This is a genomic window from Lysinibacillus capsici, assembly GCF_020217405.1.
Classification (GTDB): domain Bacteria; phylum Bacillota; class Bacilli; order Bacillales_A; family Planococcaceae; genus Lysinibacillus; species Lysinibacillus capsici.
In genome coordinates this window covers 466,922-490,821 of the sequence record NZ_CP084108.1, presented here as the reverse complement: position 1 = coordinate 490,821, position 23,900 = coordinate 466,922, and the positions used below count along the sequence as shown (strand labels likewise).

19 protein-coding genes and 1 riboswitch are annotated in these 23,900 nt (G+C 37.6%); of the genes, 4 read left to right on the top strand and 15 right to left on the bottom strand.

Annotated elements, in window-relative coordinates; genetic code table 11:
- Positions 1-64 precede the first annotated feature (64 nt).
- Positions 65-1,474 carry a polysaccharide deacetylase family protein gene (locus tag LCP48_RS02390; protein WP_004229690.1) on the top strand — a complete coding sequence of 470 codons (1,410 nt, stop codon included), beginning with the start codon at positions 65-67 and terminating at the stop codon, positions 1,472-1,474.
- A gap of 424 nt (positions 1,475-1,898) precedes the next feature.
- Here LCP48_RS02390 and LCP48_RS02385 read toward each other — a convergent pair whose 3' ends face one another.
- The 4 genes from LCP48_RS02385 to LCP48_RS02370 form a co-directional block, all read right to left on the bottom strand.
- On the bottom strand, positions 1,899-3,998 hold the full coding sequence (locus LCP48_RS02385; protein WP_225340632.1) for a beta-propeller domain-containing protein: 2,100 nt from the start codon (positions 3,996-3,998) through the stop codon (positions 1,899-1,901).
- Between the two features lie 128 nt (positions 3,999-4,126).
- Positions 4,127-5,320 carry an acyl-CoA dehydrogenase family protein gene (locus LCP48_RS02380; RefSeq protein WP_004229701.1) on the bottom strand — a complete coding sequence of 398 codons (1,194 nt, stop codon included), beginning with the start codon at positions 5,318-5,320 and terminating at the stop codon, positions 4,127-4,129.
- A gap of 9 nt (positions 5,321-5,329) precedes the next feature.
- On the bottom strand, positions 5,330-6,502 hold the full coding sequence (locus tag LCP48_RS02375) for a saccharopine dehydrogenase family protein (RefSeq protein WP_225340631.1): 1,173 nt from the start codon (positions 6,500-6,502) through the stop codon (positions 5,330-5,332).
- Positions 6,503-6,528: 26 nt separating this feature from the next.
- Positions 6,529-8,007, bottom strand: coding sequence for an aldehyde dehydrogenase family protein (locus LCP48_RS02370; protein ID WP_004229708.1), 1,479 nt, complete (start codon positions 8,005-8,007; stop codon positions 6,529-6,531).
- 580 nt (positions 8,008-8,587) lie between these two features.
- Between LCP48_RS02370 and LCP48_RS02365 the strand changes: the two genes are divergently transcribed.
- On the top strand, positions 8,588-9,388 hold the full coding sequence (locus LCP48_RS02365; protein WP_004229711.1) for a TIGR00266 family protein: 801 nt from the start codon (positions 8,588-8,590) through the stop codon (positions 9,386-9,388).
- Between the two features lie 38 nt (positions 9,389-9,426).
- Here LCP48_RS02365 and LCP48_RS02360 read toward each other — a convergent pair whose 3' ends face one another.
- The 4 genes from LCP48_RS02360 to LCP48_RS02345 all read right to left on the bottom strand — a co-directional run bounded on the left by LCP48_RS02360 (position 9,427) and on the right by LCP48_RS02345 (position 14,212).
- A complete protein-coding gene (locus LCP48_RS02360) occupies positions 9,427-10,389 on the bottom strand; it encodes a 2-hydroxyacid dehydrogenase (RefSeq protein WP_004229713.1) in 963 nt (320 codons plus the stop codon).
- A 215-nt stretch (positions 10,390-10,604) separates the two neighbouring features.
- On the bottom strand, positions 10,605-11,897 hold the full coding sequence (locus tag LCP48_RS02355) for a globin-coupled sensor protein (protein WP_004229715.1): 1,293 nt from the start codon (positions 11,895-11,897) through the stop codon (positions 10,605-10,607).
- 295 nt (positions 11,898-12,192) lie between these two features.
- Entirely contained in the window at positions 12,193-13,029 is an 837-nt protein-coding gene (locus LCP48_RS02350; RefSeq protein ID WP_004229718.1) for an undecaprenyl-diphosphate phosphatase, read from the bottom strand.
- Positions 13,030-13,126: 97 nt separating this feature from the next.
- Positions 13,127-14,212, bottom strand: coding sequence for a metallophosphoesterase (locus LCP48_RS02345; protein WP_225340630.1), 1,086 nt, complete (start codon positions 14,210-14,212; stop codon positions 13,127-13,129).
- A gap of 309 nt (positions 14,213-14,521) precedes the next feature.
- Between LCP48_RS02345 and LCP48_RS02340 the strand changes: the two genes are divergently transcribed.
- A complete protein-coding gene (locus LCP48_RS02340; RefSeq protein ID WP_225340629.1) occupies positions 14,522-15,670 on the top strand; it encodes an acyl-CoA dehydrogenase family protein in 1,149 nt (382 codons plus the stop codon).
- A gap of 36 nt (positions 15,671-15,706) precedes the next feature.
- Here the strand turns inward: LCP48_RS02340 and LCP48_RS02335 are convergent, their stop codons facing one another.
- From LCP48_RS02335 to LCP48_RS02320, 4 genes are all read right to left on the bottom strand, one after another.
- Positions 15,707-17,917, bottom strand: a complete 2,211-nt coding sequence (locus LCP48_RS02335; protein WP_225340628.1) for a sensor histidine kinase — start codon at positions 17,915-17,917, stop codon at positions 15,707-15,709.
- A 16-nt stretch (positions 17,918-17,933) separates the two neighbouring features.
- Positions 17,934-18,089: a hypothetical protein gene (locus LCP48_RS02330; RefSeq protein WP_225340627.1), complete on the bottom strand. Its 156-nt coding sequence runs from the start codon at positions 18,087-18,089 to the stop codon at positions 17,934-17,936.
- Positions 18,067-18,759, bottom strand: a complete 693-nt coding sequence (locus tag LCP48_RS02325) for a response regulator transcription factor (RefSeq protein ID WP_225340626.1) — start codon at positions 18,757-18,759, stop codon at positions 18,067-18,069. The genes LCP48_RS02330 and LCP48_RS02325 overlap by 23 nt, the downstream gene beginning before the upstream one ends.
- Positions 18,760-18,835: 76 nt before the next feature.
- Positions 18,836-19,699, bottom strand: coding sequence for a DMT family transporter (locus LCP48_RS02320; RefSeq protein WP_225340625.1), 864 nt, complete (start codon positions 19,697-19,699; stop codon positions 18,836-18,838).
- Between the two features lie 155 nt (positions 19,700-19,854).
- Here LCP48_RS02320 and LCP48_RS02315 point away from each other — a divergent pair, with 155 nt between their 5' ends.
- Entirely contained in the window at positions 19,855-20,085 is a 231-nt protein-coding gene (locus LCP48_RS02315; RefSeq protein WP_004229745.1) for a MerR family transcriptional regulator, read from the top strand.
- A gap of 59 nt (positions 20,086-20,144) precedes the next feature.
- Here LCP48_RS02315 and LCP48_RS02310 read toward each other — a convergent pair whose 3' ends face one another.
- From LCP48_RS02310 to LCP48_RS02300, 3 genes are all read right to left on the bottom strand, one after another.
- On the bottom strand, positions 20,145-21,131 hold the full coding sequence (locus LCP48_RS02310) for a homoserine dehydrogenase (protein WP_004229746.1): 987 nt from the start codon (positions 21,129-21,131) through the stop codon (positions 20,145-20,147).
- Between the two features lie 463 nt (positions 21,132-21,594).
- Positions 21,595-21,978, bottom strand: coding sequence for a hypothetical protein (locus LCP48_RS02305; protein ID WP_004229747.1), 384 nt, complete (start codon positions 21,976-21,978; stop codon positions 21,595-21,597).
- A 330-nt stretch (positions 21,979-22,308) separates the two neighbouring features.
- Entirely contained in the window at positions 22,309-23,610 is a 1,302-nt protein-coding gene (locus LCP48_RS02300; protein WP_004229748.1) for an O-acetylhomoserine aminocarboxypropyltransferase/cysteine synthase family protein, read from the bottom strand.
- Positions 23,611-23,726: 116 nt separating this feature from the next.
- A riboswitch (SAM riboswitch) is annotated at positions 23,727-23,840 on the bottom strand.
- Positions 23,841-23,900: the final 60 nt, after the last annotated feature.

Sequence of the window (23,900 nt, the reverse complement as noted above, 5' to 3'; positions counted from 1 at the left end):
TTTTTTAATGACTGGCACGTCTGATTGTATAGAAAATAAAAAAGAGGGGAGCGTATCCAAAACCATGCAGGAACGCAGAAAAAGACGCGGTCCAATAATTGATTTCTTATTACTAAGCCTTATTGTGACCTTAACAACTATTATACTTTTTATTATCCTTTCAAAGGATGACTTCAAGTTTCAAAAGATTAGTGCTTCAAAAGAATCGGAGACGGAATCGGTGAATAGTCATTTATCGACCGAAAGTTCTGCGTTTCCAGGCATACGTATTGTTACAGACGTTTCAAATGACAAACGAACACCATTTGCTATTCATTACCCGCAAACAGATAACGAGGTTTTTAATGATGCCGTATTACAGTACATATCGGATTCAAAAGAAAACTATCTAACATCGATGAAGAAAAATAAAGATAAAGAAGCTATGGGTGAATTAAATATTAGTCTTGAAACTTTTCCATACCGAGAGCATTACTATTCCTTTGTGCTAACAAAAATGCTATATGTAGGAGGAGCCAATCACGAAGTCTCCACAAAAACATTCTTCATTAACAACGAAACGGGCGAACAAGTTACGATCCAAACGCTCTTACAAAATGATGAGAATAACTTATCTACGTTGGCTGTAAACGTCCGAAAAGATTTGCAAAAAAACCTCCAATTAAAGGATGAGCTTTTCAACGATGAATTATTAAAAGCTACAGAACCAAAATGGTCTAACTTCAATCGCTTTGCTATTGTTGACGATTCATTACAAATCTATTTCGATGAATATGAGATTGCTAGTGGAGCAGCAGGTATCCCAATAGTGAAACTACCCCTTTCGCTTATTAACCCATTGTTAGCCTCCGAATTTCAAATCGCAATGGAAAATGTAAAACCCATTAATCCACCACCAACTGGTGATCCGAATAAAAAACGTATTGCTTTAACATTTGATGATGGTCCACATCCAAAAGTGACGGAGCAAATTTTAAATATTCTTGATAAGTATCACGCAAAGGCTACTTTCTTCATGCTCGGTAGTCGTGTACAATACTATCCTGACATCGTAAAGGATGTTCTTGCGCGCGGTCATGAAATTGGAAACCATTCGTGGAACCACCCTGTCTTAACAAAGCTTACGCAGGAACAAGTGATGAAAGAATATAACACTACTGCCACTGAAATTGAGAAGGCAATCAATCAAGGTGCCACAGTTTTTAGACCACCATACGGTGCAACTAATGACACCATTAATGCTGAGATTCCTATCCCTGTAGTGCTATGGTCAATCGACACATTGGATTGGAAACATCGAAATGCACAGCAGCTATTGCCACACGTGAAAAATAATTTACACAATAATGCCATTGTCTTAATGCATGATATTCATCAATCTACTGCAGACGGACTTGACGCTGTTCTCTCCTATTTACAAGAGCAGGGCTATGAATTTGTGACTGTATCCGAGATACTGCCATATCGCCAATAGTATTTACAAAGAAAAGTCCAATGAATTTCAATATTCATTGGACTTTCCTTTTTGTTGAAAAAAGATGGTGTCAACGGCAGAAAAATAACTTTGCAAGGTGAGAGGTTGATTTCCGTTCCGCCAGCATCCTTTACAGGGGCGTCCGATGAACCGCTTCACTCACTTACGTTCACTCCAAGGTCTCATCTGTCATTCTGCAAAGGACTTTCCTTTTCATAGTAGCATAGCGATCAAATAGCCCATTATCTGTATTCTTAGAGTGAATAAACTCTTATTTTCAATGAAGAGAAGTGATGGGTGACAACACCTCATCATAAAGAATAATGAACACCTTCACTATCGTTGAAAACCGTTGCTAAAAAGATAACAGGATTGGAGTAGAAGGCTGCTTGATACCTTTCAATTGACTGTTTTGTTTTTCTTATTATTTTATTGTTAAAGTATCTAAAGGCTTGAAGTCATTTAACTGATAGCTCTTCACTTCATTACGCGCTATTGTATACAGCGTATCATCTATATAAACAACACGTTGTACAACCTGCTCCCAATTTTCATAGGCTTCATTATTATTACGATTGATTATATTTCCTTTCAATACAATCCCTTTCTCTGCAGTAATCTCATAGATTTGAGCACCATGACCTTGATAGACAACTTCGTCTCCCTTACCTGCCTCATACAGTACTACAGGGAAGCCAAAATAGTTGAATTCCTTATTGCGGAATAGCGCTTTAGGATTGTATTGCACTTCAGAGGAAGAACCTTTCCCACCAATTTTTACGGTTGATTGCTCTCTCGGATTTCGGAAGTCTGATACATCAAATAGGGACATCTTCATATTGGTTGTCACAGTAAAATTACGTTTTGTATACGAATCATAGCGTTGCTCCGTATCATAACCAATACCAATTAAATGCGTCTCATCTAATGGATGTAGGTAATTACTGAAGCCAGGAATCTTCAATTCCCCTAGTACAGCAGGCTTTTTCGGATTCGCTACATCAATGACAAATAGTGGATCCACTTGTTTAAATGTCACCACATATGCTTTTTCTCCCATAAATCTAGCTGAATATATCTTTTCTCCAGGCGCCATATCTTTTACTGAACCAAGCGGTTTTAAATGTTCATCCAAAATAAAGAGATGGTTATAGGAAGTACTTTTCTCATTCCACGTATTACCTTCTGTTGTAAAGATTCGGAAGTTCCCCTTATATTCATCCATTGAATACTGATTTAGCACAGTTCCCTTTACTTCCGTACTTCCGACAAAGTTCAAAGTCGTTCCATCTACATTCCACTTGAAAATTTGGGTGTCGGCTGACCTCGGTAACCAAATCATATCCATGACGCGCTTTTCTGATGAAACATCAATATTACTTTCATACATTGGTGTCGTTAAATACAGGGCATTCTCTGACATATAAAGACCACTACTTCCACCTAAATACCCTTTCGTATTGGCCGTTGTCTTAGCTCCATTTTTTAAATCGACAGCTGTAATTAAACTATACGTACCATCCATCGTATTTGGTAAGATTGAGATTTTTTCTAAAGGCAGACTTTTGTACTCTAATCCTGCCATACTATCAAATGTTTTAGGCTTTAAATCGGTTTTATTGTTTTCTTGTAGCATCCAGTAATTTGGATACATATTTCCGATTAAATATAATGTGTCATTCGTTATGCGAATATCCTGCAAGAAGCCTTCTTGCCCAACATCACGTACATGCTTTGGATTGCTTGGATTTGAAATATCATAAATTGAGGCTGTTACCATAGCTGTGCCAGCTTTTTCAATATATTGATCCCCGATAGCAATTAATAGATTGTCATATAGCGCAAGCTTAGAAATATATTGGGAATCTTTTAATTTGATACTTGTAGCCACCTTTAAATTTTTAGGATCTTTAGCATTCACAACTGTAATGCTCTGATCTTTTGCATTGTAAATAAAGCCATCTTTGACAACTACAATGTCTCCCTCTTCTACCCCCTCTACTTGATTATTAGTTGTAGACTCATTATTAGCGGTTGCTTTATCTTCACTTGCTGTACTTTGTAAGCTCTCTTCTTCTCTAACTTCTACTCTTTGAGTTGTTAACAACTTTTTAAAATACTGCTGTAACTCTTTCTCCGATTTAACGGCTGTTAATGTCTCGATAATTGTAAATGGAATTGTCTGCGAAGCTATTTTCAGTCCGCCTTGTGCAAAGGCCTCCTTTTTTACATGCAATTGATAATTACCTGGTGCTAACTTTTTCACCACTATCGTTTTTTGATCTTCCAGCAATTCAATTGTTGCAGGTACTTTGTGTCCTTTTTCCGTAGTGATATAGACATATTCTTCAGTTATTTTGTTTTTCTTTAAAGCAACTGAAAAAGATGCTTGCCAGTTTTGTGTTGCCATACTTGCGCTAGCCGCCTTTGCCGTCACATCTGTATTCACTATCCATGTAAAAATACCAGGCACGATAGCTAGAACGATAATCAGCATAATTGCGAACCATTTACTTTTCATCATTTTTCCTCTCCTTCATATACTTGTTTATTAATTAGACTAGTAAAAAAGAGGAAAGTTACATTTTTCTGAAATTTTCTAAGTAAGTTAAGGCACTACAAAAAACGAGAGGGAAGTGTTTCCCCTCTCGTTTATTCTTCAAATGGCCATTTAGGCAACATATTTTTTAAAGGCTTATCTTGGCGTCTTCCCAATACATAATCCGCCTGCATAATCGTATGAATTTCGCGAGTCCCTTCATAAATTACTGGTGCTTTGGAGTTTCTTAAATAACGGGCAACTGGATACTCGTCTGAATAGCCATAGGCTCCATGAATCTGTACCGCATCATCCGCAGCCTTATTCGCAAAATCACAAGATTGCCATTTTGCCAATGAAGTCTCTCGAGTATTTCGAACACCTTTATTTTTCAATTCTCCAACACGATAGACAAGGAGACGACTCATTTGATAGCCTGCTTCCATATTAGCTATCATTCGTCCTACAAGCTGGTGCTCACCAATAGGTTTGCCAAATGTTTCCCGTTCATGACAGTACTTCACACTAGCCTCTATGCAAGCTTGGATCAAACCAACAGCACCTGCCGCTACTGTAAATCGACCATTATCTAGCGCAGACATGGCAATTTTGAAGCCCTCGCCCTCTTCACCTAGTCGGTTTTCAATTGGCAAGCGTAAATCTTCAAAAAAGAGCTCACCTGTATTACCAGCACGAATACCATATTTTCCTTTAATCGCTTTAGATGTAAAGCCAGCCATGGAACGTTCTACAATAAACGCACTAATTCCATGATGTTTCTTTGATTTGTCAGTATAGGCAAATACGATAAAGTGGTCTGCAATATCACATAAGGAGATCCACGTTTTTTGCCCATTGAGGATATAATGATTACCATCACGTACAGCAGTTGTTGTCATGGCAGCTACATCAGACCCTGCCCCTGGCTCTGTGAGACCAAAAGCTCCAATTCGTACACCTTTAGCTTGTGGAACAAGGTATCGTTGCTTTTGCTCTTCAGTCCCCCACTGCATTAGGGTCATACTATTTAAACCTGTATGGACAGATACAGCTGTGCGAAATGCCGTATCTCCCCGTTCAAGCTCCTCACATACGATAGCAAGTGCATTATAATCCATGCCACTACCTCCGTATTGTTCAGGAACACAAACCCCCATTAAGCCAAGCTCAGCCAGTCTGGACCAAATCTTGGCATCAAAGCCACCTTCAGCATCCCATTTTGCAATATAGGGAATGATTTCCTCATCAACAAACTGTCTTACTGTTTTTCTTAGCATTTCCTGCTCAGTGGACATTTCAAAGTTCATGGTTAGCACCTACCATTTCACAATCATAGCAGACTTGTGTGATGTCTCTTTAATGACCACACCTCGTTTAGCCATCTCTTCAATATACGTATCACCTGGCACGATTGCTTCAGGCGGGAATACACCATGCTCTGTAATAGCACCGGCACCAATCATCTGAGCAACAACTGATATCGTATTTGCGGTAGCACGTGCCATAGCTGTTTCATTAATTGTCATGTCTTTACGTACAACCATTTCATATTCATATGTCACCTGCTGTTGGGCTTTTTCACCCGCTACAATAACACGTAACAATACAGCATCAGGTTTTGTGCCCAATTCAAGTTTCTTTTTGAGTGCCTCTCGTACAACTGCACGAACAGGCACTTCTTGATTATCCACTTCTACCTTATTCGCAGAATCAAGGAAACCTAAGTCTGCTAAAAGTTTAAATTTCTCAGCATGGCCTTTATAACGGATGGTTTTATATTCTAATGTGCGGACATTCGGGAATGTCTTATACAATGTGGAGATACCACCAGATGTATAAAATGCCTCAAGCACACCGAAATCATCAAAATAAATAGGTTCAACGCCTGATAGGGATGGAACTTCTTCAAGCTTGCCCTTCTGAATCGTTTTTGAAGGCTCAGTATAATGATCGAATACGCCATCTAAAGAAAATACGCGTGTATAATGAAGCGGAGGCTTTGGCTCAGTTGGAATACCACCAACAAATAGTTTAATAGATTCTACTTCATCTAATTTTGAAGCACCATAGCCCGCTAGAATATTGACCATGCCAGGAGCAACACCTAGGTCAGGAATGATTGTAACACCCTTTGCCTTCGCTTCCTCATGTAAACCTAATATCTTCTCTGTAACGCCACCGATATGACCACCTAAATCAACGGAATGGACACCCGCCTCTATAGCTGCTCTTGCTACTCGTTCATTGAACGAATAAAACAATGCATTGACGGCAACATCACCCTTCGAAATAACGTTCATTAATGAATCGTCACGTTCTGCGTGTAGCTCTACCACTTCTACCTTATTTGTATCTAGCGTATCTACAAAGTCCTGTGCAACTTTCACGTCGATATCACCTAAATACACACGCTCCACTTTATCGTTTTTTATTAAATCACGAGCTACCTCTTTCCCCATTAAACCTGCACCTAATACAACAACTTTCATCAAGAACATCCCCTTTCGTTGATCTGTTACTCTGTATCGATTTGTGCTCTTTGTAATTTACCGCTGTAGTCTACATAAATACTTTTCCACTCTGTGTATACATCTAGGGCTGCTACACCTGAATCACGGTGCCCATTTCCTGTCCCTTTAGTACCTCCAAATGGCAAATGGATTTCAGCACCTGTTGTGCCAGCATTTACATAAACGATACCTGTGTCTAAATCACGTTGCGCGCGGAAAATTGTATTGACATCCTGTGAGAATATTGAGCTAGATAAGCCAAATTTCACACCATTATTTACTTCAATTGCTTCTTCCAAACTTGCCACTTCAATTAGAGATACGACTGGACCAAAGATTTCTTCTTGAGCAATAATCATGTCAGGCTTCACATTCGTAAACAATGTTGGCTCATAATAGAACCCCTTATCATAAGGTGGTTCATTTAGTATCCTGCCACCTGCTAATAATGTAGCACCCTCTTGTTTACCTATTTGTACATAGTGATTAATTTTTTCCAATGCTGCTTTATTAATCACTGGCCCGATTTTTACTCCCTCATCTAGACCATCCCCAATTGTGAGCTTTTGCATTTCATCTAAGAGACGTTTCTCTAATTGTTCTTTTACATCTTTATGCACAATGACTCGGCTACATGCTGTACACCTTTGCCCAGCAGTACCAAATGCGCTCCATAAAATTCCTTCTGTAGCTAGCTGTAGATCAGCATCATTCATGACAATAACAGCATTTTTGCCACCCATCTCTAAAGAAACCTTTTTCAAATGCTTCCCGCCAAGCTCAGCTACTTTACTGCCCGTTGTTGTAGAACCTGTAAACGAAATAACCTTGACGTCAGGGTGTTCAATTAATGCTGTGCCTACTGTAGGTCCTGTACCAAATACGATATTAGCAACACCATCTGGTAAGCCTACTTCCTCAAAAATTTTACCCATTTCATAGGCCATCATTGGAGTCTCATTAGAAGGTTTCCAAATGAATGTATTCCCTGCAACAATGGCAGGAAATGACTTCCACGTGGCGATAGCAACAGGGAAATTCCAAGGTGTAATGAGTGCTACAACGCCTATAGGTGCCCTTACACTCATAGCAAATTTATTGGCAAGCTCAGACGGTGTTGTTTCACCAAACAATCTACGTCCTTCACCAGCCATATAGTATGCCATATCAATTCCTTCTTGGACTTCTCCTCTAGCCTCTTCAATGACCTTGCCCATCTCTTTTGTTAAAACGGTCGCCAAATGTTCTTTTTTCTCTTTCATTTTTTGACCGATGGCATATAAATAATCTGCACGTTTTGGTGCTGGTATAAGTGCCCAGCTCTTTTGTGCTTGTTTAGCAACAGCTACAGCCTCGCCTACCTCATTCGAAGTAGAACGTGGAATGGTAGCAAGCTGCTCACCGTTTGCAGGGTTCGTCACTGCTATACTTTGTAAATGTGAATGTGTGATCCATTTACCACCGATATAGTTTTTAATCTCCACTACATACACCCCCTGAAATACTCTATGATGCCTCAGCTGTTGTACCAGTCGTATTCCATAGGTATAAGTCTATGAATTTAACCAGAATCCATTTCGCCTTTGGATAATTGCGTCCGAGTAGTGGAATGTGCTTGCACGTTTCACTATCCGTGACAGTTACCAGTGGCTTTATCTCCATACAATCAATAATTGCTCCCCACCAAAAGAATAAATGTCTCATTAGGAATCTTGGAGTGAACGGAGATAAAATATGTCAAAATTCCGAATTTTCAATAAAAACCACACCTTGTCATACTAGCATTTCCATAATAATCGGTGACAACTGCCAGAGGCTTTATTTCCACTTAACTTCCTTACCTCAATAGAGAGGATGACTTCTAATCTTAGAAGCCTCTTAAGGTTATGTATATTCACAATACCCTTAGTTAAATGAAAATAAATAATACACATTCTAGTTTTTTATATTCGACATTTTCTAACTAATTCCCTTTTTTTCTAAAATATTTAATTTTCTATTGAAACCAATGTAGCTTATAATCGTATACAATATCATTAAATTTATTTTTGGAGGAATCCCTTTATGAATAATCATGAAATTGACTACAAGTTATTTGGTGACGACATGCAATATGTGCAAGTTGAGCTTGACCCTCAGGAAACAGTGGTTGCAGAAGCAGGAGCGTTAATGATGATGGATGATTCGATCCATATGGAAACTATTTTTGGTGACGGCTCAAGAGGTGGCTCACAAAGTGGTCTAATGGGTAAATTATTAGGTGCCGGAAAACGCCTAATAACAGGTGAGAGCTTATTCATGACAACATTCACAAACGTTGGCTCAGGTAAGAAGCATGTTTATTTCGCATCACCATACCCAGGGAAGATTATTCCGATGGATTTAAGCCAATTAAACGGTAAAATTATCTGTCAAAAAGATGCATTCTTAGCTGCTGCTAAAGGGGTCTCTGTTGGCGTTGAATTTCAGAAAAAAATTGGAGTAGGCTTCTTCGGTGGTGAAGGCTTCATTATGCAAAAGCTAGAAGGTGACGGCATGGCGTTTGTTCATGCAGGAGGAGCCATTCATGAAAAAACATTACAACCAGGTGAAGTTTTACGTGTGGATACAGGATGTCTGGTAGCAATGACATCCAATGTAGATTACGATATTGAAATGGTTGGAGGCGTAAAAACAGCCCTGTTTGGAGGCGAAGGAATTTTCTTTGCTACATTACGTGGTCCTGGAACAGTGTGGGTACAATCATTACCATTTAGCCGTTTAGCCAGTCGTGTCTTTGCAGCTGCACCTATTTCGCAAGGTGGAGGCGGTCAATCTAAAGGTGAAGGCGGTATCGGTGGCTTATTCGATTTATTCAATAGATAAAAAAATGGAGCATATCTTTCACCGATATGCTCCTCTTTTTAATCAATTCGATTGGATATTGCCTTTCCTTGTCCATAAGCAGTCAAAGCTTTTACATTTAACATTAGCATTGCCGTTCTCGTTTCTAATGACGCGCTACCGATATGTGGCAGAGCTACTACATTTGGAAGTGTTAATAAAGGATGATCCATCGCAATTGGCTCTTGTTCAAACACATCTAGTCCTGCAGCCCAAAGCTTCCCATTTTTCAGAACATCGTACAGCGCATCCTCATCAATAATTCCACCACGTGAGGCATTAATTAATACCGCATCTTCTTTCATCAAAGCAAGTTCCTTTGCACCAATGAGTCCTTCCGTATCACTATTATAAGGTGTCATAATCACAACAAAATCAGATTGCTTTAATAGATCCTCCAGCGAAACATACTGGAAGCCATACATTTCTTCTGCTTCATGACGACGTCTGCGATTATTATACAAGATTTTCATATCAAACCCTTTTGCTCTTCTAGCAACAGCTTGGCCAATTCTCCCCATGCCAATAATGCCAATTGTAGCTCCTGAAACATCCTTGCCAACCAGTTGCATTGGATACCAGCTTTTCCATTTGCCCTCACGTAAATATCTTTCACTTTCTGGAATTCTACGAGCAGTTGCAAGCAGTAAGCCAAATACTAAATCCGCAGTTGTATTAGTTAGAACTCCGGGCGTATTTGTCGCCATAATGCCTCGTTTTTTTAAAGCCTTCACATCGATATTATTATATCCAACAGCTAAATTCGTCACTAATTTTAAGTTGGGGGCATGCGAAAGTAATTCTTCATCTACTTGATCGGCTATCGTTACCCACAGTACCTCACAGTCAGCGACAGCTGCTAGCAATTTTTCACGTGGAATCACAATTTCTTCCTCATCCCATTGTGAGATTTCATAAAATTCCTGTAACAGTTCAACAATATGTGTAGGAAACTTACGTGTTATAAATAATTTCTTTTTCATGCTCCAAACACCCCTCTACTCAATTCCCTAATTCGCCTATAGCGTAACACTTAAAACAAGCATTTTCTAGGGTTTTGTAATCTTCCTCTTTCTATAAAATTTGTTATTAGCTAATTCATCAGCCTATTAGTTGATTTATCCATAAAATAAGACCTTTTATCTTAATTCACATACTAAAAAACTATGCATAGACAGTATGCATAGCTATGTTTCTTTTAAAACTCTCTTATTGTTGTATTTAAGCGATTAGCTGCCCTCGCTAATTCTTCCGAAGATTCACCAATCGATTCAATAATAGTAGCTAATTCAGATACTTGATTATCAACTTTTTGGAAATTCGAGATCGAATTTTCTACAGAACCAGAAATCGCATCAAAAGCTTTTAGAGATTCAGCATTACGTTCGATACTACTATTTACAAGCTCCTGTATGTTCTGAATAGCTTGTACAACTTGTGTTGTGATACCATTTGACGTCATGATTAACTCAGCAATCTGTTCAACAGAGCTTTTCGTTTGATCTGCAAGCTTGCGTACTTCGTTTGCAACAACTGCAAATCCTTTACCATGCTCACCAGCACGTGCCGCCTCAATTGCAGAGTTTAACGCAAGTAAATTTGTTTGCCCAGAAATACTTTTCACAATTTCTACAACGGCATTTATTTTCGAAGAGGAAGCATCTAATTGCTCCACCATATTTGCCATTTCTACGGTCTTATGATGAATCTTCCCTGTTTGCTCATTAATGGATAGTATTTTAATATAGCCTTCACTAGACACTTTTTGCATTGATTCTGCCTCATACATACTTTCCTTCAAAGAAGCGTTGACACGCTTGGCGCTATATACAAGTTCTGTTACTGTTTCAGTCGTAGTTTGTGATTGAACCTCTAATTGTGTAGAAATTCCGCCTATAACATCCTTTACATGGTCCCTAACATTATTGCGTTGTGTTTCAATTAGTATACTTGCGTAGCTATCGTATTCTTCTAAAACGATTTGTTGTTCAAAATTACATATTTTACTGATAGCATCACAAAACTTCTCTTCTTCGCCCTTTGGTAATCGTAGTTCATAGACTATTTTGCGAAGTGATTTCTCAAGTATTTGAAATGCAGCTAAATACCATTTCGGATATAAATTAATCTTTACATGCATTTTTGCCACACGTCTTCGCTTCTCTAAAAAGGCTTCATCTATTCGCCCCTCAAACATTTCAATAATATGGTGACGTAATGTCTGACGTAAACGTTCGCTGGAGCTATGTGATTGAATGACCTTTTGTAAGGCAGGAACACTTTCTATTGCATGATAAAATGCAGCTACCACTTCTACTACATTTCTTTCTACATATGGTTTTAAACTATTAATCAGCTGAAGATCATGCACACTTAACCCTACAAGATTTAATTGTAGTAAACGGTCTGGATCTTCTATAAAAATACCGATTGTTGTTTCATTGCTTATTTCAATTGTACTTTTCTTAGATCTATTGATAAGTTGAAACATTTTCTCCACCTCATATATTTAATCAAATATCTTACTAAGTCTATATTCCTACTTTTTATAAAAAAACAACAAATAATTAGACACTTTATGTATCAATTATAATCTCAAAACAGTTAAATGAACAACATGTAGGTAAATGTTGTCTAATATTATTATAATTTGCTATTAATTTATGCTTCGATATGATTCTTTATGCTCATTTTTTCTCACTTTATTGAAAAAAACGGATGGATGATACAATAATTTTGACGCAAAAAAAGCCACTGCTTCTTGAAGAAGAAGCGTGACTTATTGTTTACATGAAAATGATAACGCAAAGAACTGCGGCTAAAACTAAACGATAAATGGCAAAAGGCATTAATTTTACCTTTGAAATAAGCGCTAAGAAAAACTTAATGGACAGTAATGCAAAGACGAACGAACTAATAAATCCTACAGCATAGAAGCCAAAATAGTCCATTGATAAAGTATCCCAGTTTTTCAAAACGGATACGAGGCTAGCTCCTGCCATGATGGGCACAGCCATAATGAATGTAAAATCAGCTGCAACACGGTGACTCATACCAAATAGTACCCCACCCGAAATCGTTGCACCTGAACGAGAAAAACCTGGCCATAGAGATAGGCATTGTACTAGCCCTACCTTAAATGCTAAACCATAAGAAATCTTATCTAAAGAATCAACTTTTGGTTTTCTCGGTGCCAATTTATCTGCAGCAATCATTAGAATTGCTCCTGCCACTAGTGCATATACAACATGTTCTACTTTAAAAAGATGGTCGTCAATAAAATCCTTGAATGCAAAACCTAAGACAACTGCTGGTAGCATACCAACAATAACATGCAATAAGTTAAAGCGGCCATTTATGGACTTAGCTTGACCTTCAATATTATATAAACCAACTAAGCTTAGCATACGTTTCCACATAACTACGATAACTGCTAATATGGAACCAAGTTGTACAACAATTTTAAATGTGTTGGCAGGATATTTCCCTAAAAACTCTTCTGTCTTTAACCACATATCATCCACGATAATCATATGCCCCGTAGAAGATACTGGTGCAAATTCTGTCATACCCTCAACAAAGCCTAATATTAATGCTTTTAATAACTCTATAATTTCCACCATGTCACCTTACCTTTTCTAATCAAATACCCACTTATTATAAAATACTACGTTTGTATATACTACTGCCATTTCACCTAAGAAGCCGGTTGTTAGATTATCACATTCTATTAAATGTTATATCTACTACCCAAAGCTCTGATCTACTGCCAATTCGCATCGGTGGGCCCCAGAAGCCATAGCCTGATGAAACAAGTGTATGCATCTGTTCCTTCAATTTATAACCATAATCCAGTTCAAATACACGAGCTGTTATATACTGATTCGGCCACAGTTGTCCCTTGTGTGTATGACCAGACATATGTAAATCAACGCCCATTTTTGAAGGCATTTTCAAATCGTCAGGTGTATGATTCATTACAAGCCATGGTAAATTAGCAGATGGCTTTAGTACCTCAAGTGGTTTTCTTTCTTTATTCGTTCTGTCCTCTTGCCCTGTTAATATAAACGCCTCTTCTATAAGAATTGTTTCATCTAGGAGCATTTTCACATTGGCATTTTCCATTTCCTTAATAAACTCAGGAATTCTTTTGCCATAATATTCATGGTTACCTAATATACCATATGTTCCATATGTAGATGTTAATTGTTTCATGACATCTGCCATACCCTCTTGAACAAACCATTTAGGGTCATCGTCCACAATATCCCCAGCTAACAACACAATATCTGGTTGTGCTTCATTAGCTAAACTGACAAAACGTTGTAAATGTCGTTTATGTGATAACACACCTAAGTGAAAATCAGATGCCACAACAGCTCTTAGTGTGTTTAAATCACTATCTTGTTTATCAACAGTTATTTCTAAATGACGAACAACTGGAGAGTAGGCTAAATAGGAGCCAATAATACTTAACAAGAATAGGATTGCTACTCCTATACTACCTATTATTTGCACGTTTTTAAAAGGTGTAAGCCAAATAATGAATTGTGCAACTAAACATAGCAATAAGCCATATTCAAAGATAAACATCCAATAATTACTGATTACAGAAAACACTCGTAATGACTCGTGTAATCTTCCGATTATAATACTAAAAGCAACCATATATAGCACGATCCAAAATAATACTGGAAAACGAAACCACCCCATTGCTACAAGCCACTGCTTTACTCCCCACCCTAAATAGAAAGTCAAAGCACTATAAATACTAATTAAAAGTACAGCGCCGATTACTTTTGGCATAACCAAGTCCTCTACTTTCTTTCTATAATTTAATTGATTATACCATTATACTTATCAATCATATTGCTTAAAGCACTTGAATAATCTTCTAAAGAAAGTAGGAACTTGTCCCTTTATTCTATGACAAATTTAAGTTTACCTTTTCATTTCATTCGTTACTCTCGTTTTACATGACATTTCACTGTATATAGATGACATTTTCGTCATTTACATATTAAATACCACTTTTATTTTCACATTTCTTCCAGTAACATAGTAGATGAACGAGCAAATTCGCGTATTTACGAGGAAAAAGGGGTGCTATTTCAAATGACACGTTATAAGTTTGAAACAACAGAGCATGAGTTATTTCGCAAAACCTTTCGTAAGTTTTTAGCTGAAGAAGCTGAACCGCATTATGCACAGTGGGAAAAGGATCATCTTATTCCGCTTTCTTTTTGGCGTAAGCTTGGTGATATGGGGTATCTTTGCCCACAAGTAGAAGAACAATATGGCGGACTGGGCTTGGATTTCAGCTTTGGCGTCATTATACAAGAAGAACTTGAACGTATAGGCTCAAGTCTTATCGGGGTTGGCCTGCATAATGATATTGTTGTCCCATATATCGAAGCATATGGGACACACGAACAAAAATCTCGTTGGCTGCCAAAATGTGTTACAGGCGACTATATAACAGCTATTGCAATGACGGAGCCTGGTACAGGTTCAGACTTGGCTAATATCAAAACGTCAGCCATTCGCGATGAGGACCATTATATCGTAAATGGTCAAAAAACCTTTATAACAAATGGCATCCATACAAACTTAGCGGTTGTCGCAGTAAAAACAAATCCTCAGGCTGAGAAAAAACATCGTGGTATTAGCCTACTTGTTATTGAAGAGGGCACACCTGGCTTTACAAAAGGAAGACAGCTCGAAAAAGTTGGTATGCATGCCCAAGATACAGCTGAACTCTATTTTGAAGATTGTCGAGTGCCTGTTCAAAACCTACTTGGAGAAGAAGGCAAGGGCTTTCATTATATGATGGAAAAACTGCAACAAGAGCGATTAGCAGTAGCGATTGCCGCACAAACAGCCGCTGAGGATATGCTTACGCTAACGCTAGACTATGTGAAATCACGTCAGGCTTTTGGCAAAACAATTGGTGACTTCCAAAATACACAATTTAAAATAGCTGAAATGGCTACTAAAATTGAGCTTGGTAAATCCTTTTTGGAATCATTGATTGAAGAACATATTGCAGGCAATGATGTTGTGACAAAAGTTTCTATGGCAAAATACTGGATTACCGAAAATGCACGTGACCTTGCTACGCAATGTATGCAATTGCATGGTGGCTATGGCTATATGGAGGAATATAAGATTGCTAGAAGATATAGAGATATACCTGTTATGTCGATCTATGCTGGTACTAATGAAGTCATGAAGGTTATTATCGCCAAAAATTTAGGCCTATAATAAAAAAGGCGGCAGAAGTTTGCCGCCTTTTTACCATTAAACTGCTGGAATTCGAACGATTACTTTAAATAAATCGCCATCTACATCAATGCTCATTCTTGCTCCATGTAAATCGACAATGGATTGTGCAATGGCTAATCCAAGCCCTGAGCCCTCTGTATGACGTGAGGCATCTGCACGTTTAAAGCGTTCAAATAATTCTTCAGCATCTTCACTAATTTCATACTTTGCTACATTTTTCACCGTAAATTCAGCATCGCCATCTGCCGTACGCTTAAATGTCACATAAACACGCGTTCCCTCTAGCGCATACTTCAAGACATTGACAATTAAATTATCAATAAGTCTCCACCATTTTTGACCATCCACATATGCAAAGATTGGATCATGAGGCATGGTCATTCGTAAATCTAGTTGTGACTGTGTTAAATCCTCTTTATGCTCCCCTACAGCCTGCTGGATAAGCTGTGTTAAATCTACTCGACTGCGGTGAAGTTCAATATTACCACTAGCCATTTTCGATACTTCAAAAAGGTCTTCAATCAGCACTTTTAAACGTTCAGACTTTTTATCCAGTATATGAATGTATTGTTTCCGTTCTTCCTCTGTAATATTTGGCTTCTTTAATAAATCGGTATACGTAATTATTGAGGTTAAAGGAGTACGTAAATCATGACTCACATTTGTAATCAGCTCTGTTTTTAAACGCTCACTTTTCGCCTGCTCATGCATGGACGTACGCACACCTTCTCGTAAATGATTGAGGTTTTCTGCATGACCTGCAAGCGGAGATTTACCTTTTACCTTTACATCACGGTTTAAACGCCCTTCAGCCATATCCTTCGTATCTTTCATAATACGGTTTAAATAACCCATTCTGGATAGGAAAACAATCATAGCAGGAAATCCTATAAACATACAAATGCCAAGTACAAGGACTGGAAAAGCTCCGCCTCCTATCATGGTAGCAACAAGGCTACCACCTCCAAAGAAGGCTGCGGCTAGCATTACAATTGAATGTAATGCGATCGAACGATTAATAAATAAGTCAGTCAACGAATCCCCAAGTGACCATAAATAGCTCGATTTCACATTTTCCTCTAGCTTATTCAAAGTATTTACTCTTGTATACAACCAAATTAATTGCACGAAGAAAGCACTACCAATTACCATTAGAACAACTATTTTAAAGGCAATATCAAGTATAAAACGAACATAATTATTATTATATATTGAATTATATTCTATAGATTCAAAAACAACTTGTGCTGAAAAGAAATACATAAAGGCTGTTATTAATAAAAGAATAATTTGAACATCAATTTTATACTTTGTTAATAGATCTTTTTCCTTCATGCTCATAACTATCTGTAATAAGTCCTTACGCCCCCTCCATACAAAGACGGCCATTATAATACTTGTGATCCAAATAAAGTAATGGGTATATTGATTGCGCTGAAACTGTTGAAATTGTTGGTATCCTCCTTGTATCAAATCTTCTGATATTACTGCTTTTTTAGAGATAGCTATTACACCTGTATATTCTGTCGTTTCGTAAAGGTCATCTACATTCACATACGTTTCTGTACGGTAAAAAATATCTCTTAAATTATCACTGATATTCCATGCATATAGCGGTTTTCGATCAGTATACTTTATTTTATAGGCACTACTTTCAGAAACATCACCAGAACGGTAAATTTTACCATTTTCTGTATTTGTCAACTCATATGACCAATAATCATAGGTTTTACTAAAGTTTTTGGATTCAGTTTGAGCGGCTTTGATATATTTATCAATAAGTTCTTCTTTTTCTGCAAAAATCTTCTTTCGTACATGCTCATCATCTTCAAAATTTGCGGTAATATCTTTAATTTTAGTATCCCGTTCAGTCTCTAGTTTTGTCTTTAATTCTGTAGCATTGGCATCTACAGCTTCCTGAATGCGCTGTTCATATTGTGCTTTAATATTTTCGATTTGCTGCCCTAATGTACCATAGTAATTACGATGATCATCTATTTCAGTTTGGGTAATCTCAATTTTATTTTTCAATTCCTCTGCATTCGGTACATTAATTACTAACGGTCCTAGTTCTGCAGTGAAATTATCGATTTCATGCTGGAAATTTTCCGATTCGAAATATGATTTCCCAATATACTGGTACCCCACATGATAAAAAGTAAAGATACCGAAAACTGTCCAGATTAAACACATTAACACGAGAAGAGATTTCCATTTTTTCACCATAAGTCTTTACACTCCTCTAAAAAATTCTTTCTAGTAACTGTAAAACCTCTGAGGAGCGAGAATTGACAATTTGATAGGCATAAACACCAAAATAAATGAATCCAACAACGCCTGCTAGAAATCCTGCAATTGTCATATACTTCTCTAGTTTATTTTTCCATTTTATAGCCAACGCCCCATACCACCTTTAGATAGCGTGGATTTTTCGGATCAGCTTCAATTTTCTCACGTATTTTCCGAATGTGAACAGCTACAATATTTTCAGCATTATAAGCTTCCTCATTCCAAACACGTTCATAAATTTCACGAATCGAAAACACACGCCCTACATTTTTCATTAATAGTTCTGTAATTTTATATTCTATCGGGGTTAGTCGAACTGCTTCTCCTTCTAGTACAACTTCTTTTGCCTCTTCATCAAGAACTAGTCCGTCTATTTCCACTTTTGTAGCTCCCTCACTATACGTTCCTAGCTGCACATAACGGCGCAGTTGTGATTTTACACGTGCCAATAGCTCTAATGGATGGAATGGCTTTGTCACATAATCATCTGCTCCTACCGATAATCCATGAATCTTATCGCCATCCTCCGCCTTTGCACTTAGCATGATAATGGGGATATTGCGCTCTTCCCTAATTTTAAAGGTTGCTGTAATTCCATCCATATTTGGCATCATGATATCTAAAATTATTAAATGTACTTCATTGTTCTCTAGCTTTTTTAATGCGTCTAAGCCATCTGCTGCTTTAATGACATGATAGCCTTCATTTTTTAAATAGATTTCAATACCATCACGAATATCTTGATCGTCATCTGTAACAAGAACTGTTAATTTCGTCATGATATACACCTCGCTCTCAAATATAAGTGTATCTTCTAAATCTTAAAAACCAGCTATTATAAAAATGAAGAATTTCTTAAGGTTTTAGCTTTTTTCTCCCACCCAATGTTAAAACAACAATGCCACCTAAAAGCATCGCTACTCCAAGCCAGGAAACTACACTTAAGTGTTCTCCAACTAAAAACACACCAAGAATTGCAGCAGTCAAGGGTTCTGCTAATGAAAGTGTTACAGCTGAGGATGAACTAATTTTTTGTAGTCCACTTAAAAACAGGAAATACGCTACGCTTGTACACATAATCCCCATAAATAACATTGTCCATAAGTTGTGCACATTTACTAACCAGGAAAATCCACCTTGTAAAGAAAACGGCAGTAAAAACAAAGCGCAAATGGAGAATGTCATAGCAACTGCGGGTAATGCCTCTTCTTGTGCCATTAATTTTTTACTTATGTTTGTGTAAAATGCAAAGGATAAACCTGCACAAAGCGCTAATATGAAACCGCCAACGTGAACAGAATCCTCTCCATTATTCATAAACAATAAAAGACATCCGATAATGGCCATCAATGTAGCAAGTCCCCATACCGCTGTGGGACGTGTTTTCCATACTAGCCACTCTAAAACACCAGAAAACACTGGTGCACTACCAATAGTAGCAACAGTTCCAATGGCTATACCTGTTAGGCGAATGGATGAGAAGAAAAGACCTTGGAAAAGCGCAATACTAGCCGCAGCTAAAATTGTCCATTTCCATGACCACCTTAAAAAGTTAATTTTCCTCATTATAATCGTAATAACTAATAATAAACTGCCACCAATTGCAGAACGAACCATGGCCACTGCTATTGGAGATACCCCTTGATCCAAATATGTTTGGGCAGTACCTGTCATTCCCCATAGAATAGCTGCTAGTAATACAAACAATGAATTTAGCATTTATCAACTCATCCCCGCTTCACATCTTTATCCATACTAATCATACATATTTATCCAAAATCAAACAATTATCATTTTTACTTTTCTTTTAATTCCAATAGTATGTTTTCTCATGAATGGACGTTATAATAAAAGCAGTAAAAGGAGCGAATCGTATGTACAAATCAATTGAAGAGACAGCTATAGATCTTGGTATGCCTGAGGATCAAGTAATGCGTCTAATTTACGAAGGACGCATCCGTTCTGTTTACGATGGCCAACAAATTTTAATCAATAGTGGACAATTCAGCACTTATTTTAAACAATTGGAACGTATAAAAGAGGAAATTGAAATTTGGCGTGCTACTCCTATTCCAGAGGACATAGACGTCAAAGATGAAGACTAAAAGCCCACCATTCATACAATTGAACATTGTTGAATGGCGGGCCTTTTTTAAAGCTTTTATTAGATTGTCACAACAAATCCTGCTCTTTTCCCAATGATTTCAGCATAATCTTCTACCATGACACTCGCTGTTGGATACATCCCTGCTCCAGGACCGATTAATGTTAGTGTACCAATATAGTTAGTCTCTAATGCCACCGCATTGAACACATCATCGACTGGATAAAGTGGATGCTCTTTATCAACTAGTTGAGGACCTACTTTTGCAATAATCTTACCGTCAGCTAGTTTTTCCACTTCAGCTACATGACGGTAACGTAGACCCTTTTCACATGCCTCATGAACTTGTTCAGCAGAGATACTATCGATCCCAATTACCTCTACATCTGACCAGTCAGGCTGCTCACCAAAAGCTAAGGCACTTAATATCATTAATTTTTTAAATGCATCCTGCCCAGATATATCATTATATGGATCTGCTTCGGCGTAACCTAAGCCTTGTGCCTCTTTTAAAGCTGTTTCGAACGACCAGCCCTGTGCACGCATTTTTGTTAAAATATAATTACATGTGCCATTTAAGACACCTTGTATACGACTTACATCATTTACAAGTAAGATATTTTTCATTGTTTTTATAACAGGTACGCCACCAGCAGTAGTAGCCTCATAGCCTACAAAAACGCCATTTGCTTTTGCAAGATCCTGCAACTCCAAACCTCTTTTGGCAAACATCACTTTATTGGCAGTAATAACATGACACTTATGTTCCACCGCTCGCTTTAAATAACTGTATGCAGGTTCTTCGTTCACAATTGCTTCAAACACTACCTGCATACCTGGCTCTGCTAAGACTTCATCCATACTTGTTGTCATCAAATTTGCTGTGCCTGGTACACGTTCACGACTAGCATCTGTCACTAAAATCTTCGCTACCTCTAATTCAATACCTAATTTATTTTTTAGTTCTTCTCGTTTTTCATTTAAAATATGGTAAATCCCCTGACCTACCGTTCCAAATCCTAAAATCGCTGCCTTTATAGTTGCCATTCTTATTATTCCCTCCAACTTACATTCCGCAGTTTCATTAAAGCTAACTCTCCATGGGGTTGTGTCATGACAATTTGACACCCACCGCAGTCTTTAGCCAACAACTCTCTTTGTATGAGTTTCGCTATTTATATATGTGTTAGTACACATACAAATTCAAATAATTCAAAATTTAACTTAAAGAAAATTGTAACGCAAATACACACTTTGCACAAGAAAAATCTTTCTAGGAAGGACATTTGTTTTCTCTAGATGTGCAAAAGAAATCGGTTTCATTCCCTTTATTATACGTTTTATTAATCATTCTATAAGATTTGAACAAATATTGACTATTTACATTTCAATATATGAATGTCTTTCTTCTATTATATATATGTATGCTCAGACACTCATTACAATCCCTTTAAAGAAAAAACTCATTCCCTGTAGCAGCAGAGAATGAGCTTAAAAATATGAGGGGGTTTTAACTTGCTTTTGAAAGCAATTGATAACGGTATTGTGCTAAAGCTTGTTGAACAAGACTAATCTCTTCTTCTGTAAAATTTGGTATTGCATACGTACGTTCCACTAATTGAAATGTACCATACTTCAAGTAAAACTCTGTCGCAGGAAGTGAGATATGGCTCACACCATACTGTTCATATGCCTCAAATACTTCCTTAACAGTAAAGTCTTCTTCAGTAAAAACACGTTCTTGAAATGCTGTATGACCAAATACTTCCTGCCATTTTCTTTCGACTGATGTAAGAAGGTGTTGAATGGATTTATTGTTGACAAATACATGCCCTTCATTTAGCTCATATATTAGATAGGATACAATGTTTTGCGCACTATAGATGTTACCCATTTTAAACACTCCTTTATCATCAGTTTTTGGGAAGAGTAGTCACTGGCTAGGCAACTACTCTTCTATATATTCAAAAGTGGGGGAGCACTTATGAAAACATTTACCTTTTTTTAAAAATTTTCGTACTGTTAACTTATTTCCTAGTATATAACATGGATTTAACAAAGTCAATAATACATATAAAATTACTTGGTATTATTTTTTATAAGGTTCTGATAATTAACGGGTGCAGTAATAGATTGATGTAGCAACGTTTAACGCATTGCCAAATGAGGCTAATCGAATGAGAAAATACGTTAACGTCACAACATTTTCCATTTGCTTTAAACTTTAAGCTTCTACTGTTTGTTCAGTTGTTGTAGCCTGTGTAATGGCTTGATCTAAATCAGCAATAATATCCTCTACTGCCTCTAAACCGATGGATAAGCGAATGAGCGACTCGGTTACACCAGCTTGAACTAATTCTTCTGCTGATAGTTGCTGATGAGTAGTGGAAGCTGGATGAATAATTAATGACTTTGCATCACCTACATTTGCTACATGTGAAAATAATTTCACGCTATCGATAAGCTTTCGCCCAGCTTCTCGTCCACCCTTGATGCCAAATGTAAGCACTGAACCGAAGCCATTTCTTAAATATTTTTTTGCTAACTCATGTGTCGGAAAATCTTCTAGGCCATTATAATTTACATACTCCACAGATGGGTGGTTTTGTAAATACTCAGCCACTGCCAATGCATTTTCATTGTGTTTAGGGATACGCAGATGAAGTGTTTCTAACCCTTGCAATAAATTAAAGGCAGCATCAGCACTTAATGTTGGACCAAAATCACGTAATAATTGTACACGTAGCTTTGTAGCAAAGGCTGCAGAAGCTGTATCAATTCCATAACGTAGCCCATGGTAAGAGGCATCTGGTTCAGTAAAACCAGGGAATCGACCGCTAGTCCAATCAAACTTACCAGCGTCTACAACAACGCCCCCTAAAGTTGTACCATGACCTCCTATCCATTTAGTTGCAGAATGAACTACAACATCTGCGCCGTATTCAATAGGTGTAGAACCATAAGGAGAAGCAAACGTGCTGTCAATAATTAATGGTAGACCATTATCATGTGCGATTTTAGCTACTGCTTCAATATCTAAAACCTTTAAGCTTGGATTACCATAAACCTCTGCAAAGACCGCTTTTGTTTTATCAGTAATCGCCGCATTGAAATTCTCTGGATTTGTTTCATCTACAAAAATTGTTTTAATACCGTAGTTTGGTAATGTGTTAGCAAATAAATTATACGTACCACCATATAAAGAACTAGCTGCTACTATCTCATCACCAGCTCCAGCTAGATTTAAAATGGAAAATGCGATAGCTGCTGCACCAGATGAAAGTGCTACTGCTGCTGTTCCACCTTCCAATAAAGCCACACGTTTTTCAAACACATCAACTGTTGGATTGGTAATTCGTGTGTAAATATTCCCTGCTTCCTCTAAGGCAAAAAGACGTTGCGCATGAGCAGTATCTTTAAATACGAAAGCAGTTGAGCGATAGACTGGAACTGTGCGAGAACCCGTCACTGGGTCTGGCTCTTGACCACCATGCAACAGCAATGTTTCTGGTTTAAAATTTGTCATTGTGTACCTCCAAATGGTTATTTTTTTACGATGGTACCGGAGATGAGGAGGATTTTTCTGTAGAAAACAAAAACCCTCTTCAGCTAAGAAGAGGGTTGCGGTTGCAAGTTTTCCTCCCCTTATCTGCCAGATCCAAGTAAGAATCTGTAGGAATTAGCACCTTAGTAAGCTCATTGCTTACTGGTTGCCGGGCATCATAGGGCCTATCCCTCCGCCGCTCTTGATAAGAGTATGAGATTCAATTTCCATCGTTGTTACACAGTATAAACATAGAGTTTTTTTCTGTCAAC